Raw genomic sequence first — 4,777 nt, forward strand, 5'->3', positions numbered from 1 at the left:
CTGTTGAGGGGCAGGGGTGGGGTTGTGACCCTCCGTGCCATGCCGTGACTCTGAGGTCGTGACGAAGAACGCGACGACCAAGAAGCCCCCGACGGTGAACAAGACCGTCGCCCCCGAGCCCAGCGACATCGGCCACTACTACGACCACAAGGTCTTCGATCTGATGACTCAGCTCGGAGACGGCAACCTGCACTACGGCTACTGGTTCGACAGCGGCACGCAGGACGCCACGTTCGACCAGGCCATGGTCCAGATGACCGACGAGATGATCCGCCGCCTCGACCCCGGGCCCGGCGACCGCATCCTCGACATCGGCTGCGGCAACGGCACCCCCGCCATGCAGCTGGCCCGCGCCCGGGACGTCGAGGTGGTCGGCATCTCCGTGAGCGCCCGCCAGGTCGAGCGCGGCAACCGCAGGGCACGGGAGGCCGGCCTCGCCGACCGGGTCCGGTTCGAGCAGGTCGACGCCATGAACCTGCCGTTCGACGACGGGTCCTTCGACCACTGCTGGGCCCTGGAGTCCATGCTCCACATGCCCGACAAGCAGCAGGTCCTCACCGAGGCCCTGCGCGTGGTGAAGTCCGGCGCGCGGATGCCGATCGCCGACATGGTCTACCTCAACCCCGACCCGAGCCGGCCGCGCACCGCCACGGTCAGCGACACCACGATCTACGCCGCGCTCACCGACATCGGGGACTACCCCGGCATCTTCCGCGCGGCCGGCTGGACGGTCCTCGAACTCACCGACATCACCAGCGAGACCGCCAAGACGTACGACGGTTACGTCGAGTGGATCCGCGCCCACCGCGACGAGTACGTCGACATCATCGGCGTCGAGGGGTACGAGCTCTTCCTCCACAACCAGGCCGCCCTCGGCAAGATGCCCGAGCTCGGGTACATCTTCGCCACCGCTCAGCGCCCCTGACGCCGCGCCACCCCGTGCCGCTCCCCCATCCCAAGGGCCCGCCTGTGAAGAACCTCCGCATCCCCGTGTCGCAGACCGTCTCCCTCAACGTCCGGCACCGGCCCGCAGGCGGACCGGGAGCCGCGGGCCGCCCGTTCCTGCTGCTGCACGGCATGCTCTCGAACGCCCGGATGTGGGACGAGGTCGCCGCCCGGCTCGCCGCCGCCGGGCACCCGGTGTACGCCGTCGACCATCGCGGCCACGGCGACTCGGACGCGCCGCCGGACGGCTACGAGAACGCGGCCGTCGTCACGGACCTGGTCGAGGCGGTCATCGCTCTCGACCTGACCGGCGCCGTGGTGGCCGGGCACTCCTGGGGCGCGCACCTCGCGCTGCGCCTGGCGGCCGAACGCCCCGACCTGGTGTCCGGCCTGGCCCTGATCGACGGCGGCTGGTACGAGTTCGACGGGCCGGTGATGCGCGCCTTCTGGGAGCGCACCGCCGACGTGGTGCGCCGCGCCCAGCGGGGCACCACCAGCGCCGACGACATGCGCGCCTATCTGAAGGCCACGCATCCCGAGTGGTCCTCCACCTCCATCGAGGCGCGCCTCGCGGACTACCGCGTCGGTCCCGACGGCCTGCTCATCCCCCGGCTGACCTCGGAACAGGTCATGTCGATCGTCGAGAGCCTGCAGCGCGAGGCGCCCGCCGACTGGTACCCGAAGATCACCGTGCCGGTCCGGCTGCTGCCCATCATCCCGGCCATCCCCCAACTGTCCGATCAGGTGCGCGCCTGGGTGGCCGCCGCGGAGGCGGCCCTCGACCAGGTCAGCGTGCGCTGGTACCCCGGCTCCGACCACGATCTGCACGCGGGCGCCCCCGACGAGATCGCCGCCGACCTCCGCCAACTGGCACGCGAGCTGGCGGCGCCCGCGAGAGCGCCGCGTCCCGGCGGCAAGGCAGGAGTTAGACCCGCTTAAGCAGCCGCGGCAACCCTGACAACGACAGCGTGCGGCTCACGCCTGCCCACACCGTCCCACCTGAGGCTTCACGCGCGAGAACAGGAAGGCTGACGATTCCCGTGGCGAACGAAGAGAAGCTCGTCGAATACCTCAAGTGGACGACCGCCGAGCTGCACCAGGCCCAGCAGCAGCTGCGCGAACTCAAGGCCGCACAGCACGAACCGGTCGCCGTCGTCTCCACGGCCTGCCGGCTGCCCGGCAAGACCCGCACCCCGGACGACCTGTGGGACCTGGTGTCCGAGGGGCGCGACGCCGTCACCGGATTCCCCGACGACCGCACCTGGGAGCTCCCCGAGGAACCCCCGTACGCGCAGCTCGGCGGATTCCTCGACGACGCGGCCGGTTTCGACGCGGGCTTCTTCGACATCGGCGCGACCGAGGCCGTGGCCACCGAGCCGCTGCAGCGCCTCATGCTCCATCTCGCCTGGGAGACCGTCGAGCGCGGCCGCATCGCCCCGCACACCCTGCGCTCCACGCTCACCGGCGTCTACGTGGGTGCCACCGGGCACGACTACGCGACGCGCCTGGAGACCGCGCCCGACGAGCTGCTGCCCTACCTGGGCGGCGGCACGTCCGGCAGCCTCGTCTCCGGCCGCATCGCCTACGCCCTCGGCCTCGAAGGCCCCGCCATCAGTGTGGACACGGCGTGTTCGTCCTCCCTGGTCGCCCTCCACCTGGCCTGCCAGGCGCTGCGCCGCGGGGAGTGCGGGCTCGCCCTCGCCGGTGGCGGCACGGTCATGTCGACGCCGCACACCTTCCATGCCTTCGCCCATCAGAAGTCCCTCGCGCAGGACGGCCGTTGCAAGCCGTTCGCCGCCGCGGCCGACGGCATGGGGCTCGGCGAGGGGGTCGGCCTGGTCCTGCTGGAGCGGCTCGGCGACGCCCGGCGCAACGGCCACCCCGTGCTCGCCGTCATCCGCGGCTCCGCGGTGAACCAGGACGGTGCGGGCTACGGCCTCGCCGCCCCCAACGGCCCCTCCCAGCAGCACGTGATCCGCGCCGCGCTCGCCGACGCCGGACTCACCCCCGACCAGGTCGACGCCGTGGAGGCGCACGGGACGGGCACGCCCATCGGCGACGCCATCGAGGTGCAGGCCCTCCTCGCCACCTACGGCGCGGGCCGCTCCGCCGACCGGCCGCTGTGGCTCGGCTCCGTCAAGTCCAACACCGGGCACACCCAAGGGGCCGCCGGTACCGCGGCGCTCATCAAGATGGTCCAGGCGTTCCGGCACGACACCCTGCCCCCGACGCTCCACGTCGACCGGCCCACCCCGCTCGCCGCCTGGAAGAAGGGCGCGGTCCGACTGCTCACCGAGGCGGTCGACTGGCCGCGCCGCGACGAGCCCCGCCGGGTCGGCATCTCCGCCTTCGCCACCTCCGGCACCAACGCCCACCTCATCCTCGAAGAACCCCCCGCGCCCGACACCCACCTCGACGCGGCCGCCGACGCCGTCCCGACCGCCCTCCCGGTGGCCTGGCCCCTGTCCGCACGTACCCCCGAGGCCCTCCAGGAGCAGGCGAAGGCCCTCGTCACGCACCTGACGTCCGCCGACCCCATGCCCTCGCCCGCCGAGGTCGCCCATTCGCTGGCCGCCACCCGCAGCCCCCTGGAGCACCGCGCCGTCCTGATCGGCGCGGACGGCGCCGGGCTGCTCGCCGCCACCCGCGCGCTGGCCGCCGGGGACGACCACCCCGACCTGACGCGGACCCCCCTCGACGCCGACCCGAAGAAGACCGCCTGGCACTTCGACGGCCTGCCCCCGGCCGACGCCGCCTCCGCGGCGTCGGCGGCATCCGACCTCCGCGCGGCCTTCCCGCTCTTCTCGACGGCTTTCGACGAGGCCCGGTCCCTCCTCGACACCCACCTCGCCACGCCCCTGTCCGACACTCCGTCCGAGCCCCTGCGCTTCGCGGTCCACACGGCGCTCGCCCGCCTGCTGCTGGCAACCGGGATCCACGCCCACACCCTCACCGGGACCGGCGTCGGCCACATCGCGGCCGCGTACGCGGCGGGCGTCCTCGGCCTCGACGACGCGTGCCGCCTGGCCGCGGCCCACGCCACGGCCACCGCCGAGAGCGGGGCACCGCCGGGGCCCGAAGCGTACGAACTCGTGCTGAAGGAGCTGACGTTCCGCCCCGCGACGCTCGCGCTCACCAGCACCGCCCCGGCCGACACGCCCGTCACCTCCCCCGGCTACTGGCACCACCACCTCACCTCCACCGACCCCGGTGCCTCCCCCGGCCCCGAGACCCACACACTCCTCGACCTGGGCGCCTTCTCGCCGGACACACCCGCCGCGCGCACCGTCCTGACGGCGCTCGCGCGGCTCCACACCTCGGGCGGCACGGTCGACTGGACGCATCTCACCCGGCGCGCGCCGCACCCGCCGACCCTCGACCTCCCGACGTACCCCTTCCAGGCCACGCGTTACTGGCTGCACGACCACACCACGCACACCGCGGTGTGACACACGGCGTGACACGCCAACACCCCACTCACACAGGAGCATTCATGACCAGCACCGACAACACGCCCGGCCAGGACGCCACCGAGCTGGAGAAGCAGCTCGCCGCGGCCACCCCCGAGGAGCGCGAGCGGCTCCTCACCGACACCATCCGCACCCAGGCCGGCACCCTCCTGAACACCGCCCTGAGCGACGACAGCAACTTCCTCGAGAACGGCCTCAACTCCCTCACCGCCCTGGAACTCACCAAGACGCTGATGACCCTGACCGGCATGGAGATCGCCATGGTCGCCATCGTCGAGAACCCCACGCCCGCGCAGCTCGCCCGCCACCTCGGCCAGGAGCTCGCCCACACCACCGCGTAGGCCCCCGGCCACCCCGAACAC

General features: G+C 72.8%; 4 protein-coding genes. All 4 read left to right on the forward strand.

The genetic code is table 11. The features are described 5' to 3' along the window. Positions 1–58: 58 nt before the first annotated feature. The 4 genes from AOK03_RS36045 to AOK03_RS36060 all read left to right on the forward strand — a co-directional run bounded on the left by AOK03_RS36045 (position 59) and on the right by AOK03_RS36060 (position 4,756). Positions 59–925 (forward strand): SAM-dependent methyltransferase, encoded by an 867-nt coding sequence (locus tag AOK03_RS36045; RefSeq protein ID WP_055569602.1) that lies wholly within the window; start codon positions 59–61, stop codon positions 923–925. Between the two features lie 44 nt (positions 926–969). Further along, positions 970–1,884 carry an alpha/beta fold hydrolase gene (locus AOK03_RS36050; RefSeq protein WP_055569603.1) on the forward strand — a complete coding sequence of 305 codons (915 nt, stop codon included), beginning with the start codon at positions 970–972 and terminating at the stop codon, positions 1,882–1,884. Between the two features lie 101 nt (positions 1,885–1,985). Then, positions 1,986–4,394, forward strand: coding sequence for a type I polyketide synthase (locus AOK03_RS36055; RefSeq protein ID WP_055569604.1), 2,409 nt, complete (start codon positions 1,986–1,988; stop codon positions 4,392–4,394). A gap of 44 nt (positions 4,395–4,438) precedes the next feature. Further along, on the forward strand, positions 4,439–4,756 hold the full coding sequence (locus AOK03_RS36060; protein WP_055569605.1) for an acyl carrier protein: 318 nt from the start codon (positions 4,439–4,441) through the stop codon (positions 4,754–4,756). Positions 4,757–4,777: the final 21 nt, after the last annotated feature.

The organism is Streptomyces atriruber, assembly GCF_001418325.1.
Taxonomy (GTDB): domain Bacteria; phylum Actinomycetota; class Actinomycetes; order Streptomycetales; family Streptomycetaceae; genus Streptomyces; species Streptomyces atriruber.

Excerpts from the sequence above, each read along its gene's own strand:
- AOK03_RS36060 (WP_055569605.1), top strand. The coding sequence starts at position 4,439 with ATGACCAGCACCGACAACACGCCCGGCCAGGACGCCACCGAGCTGGAG.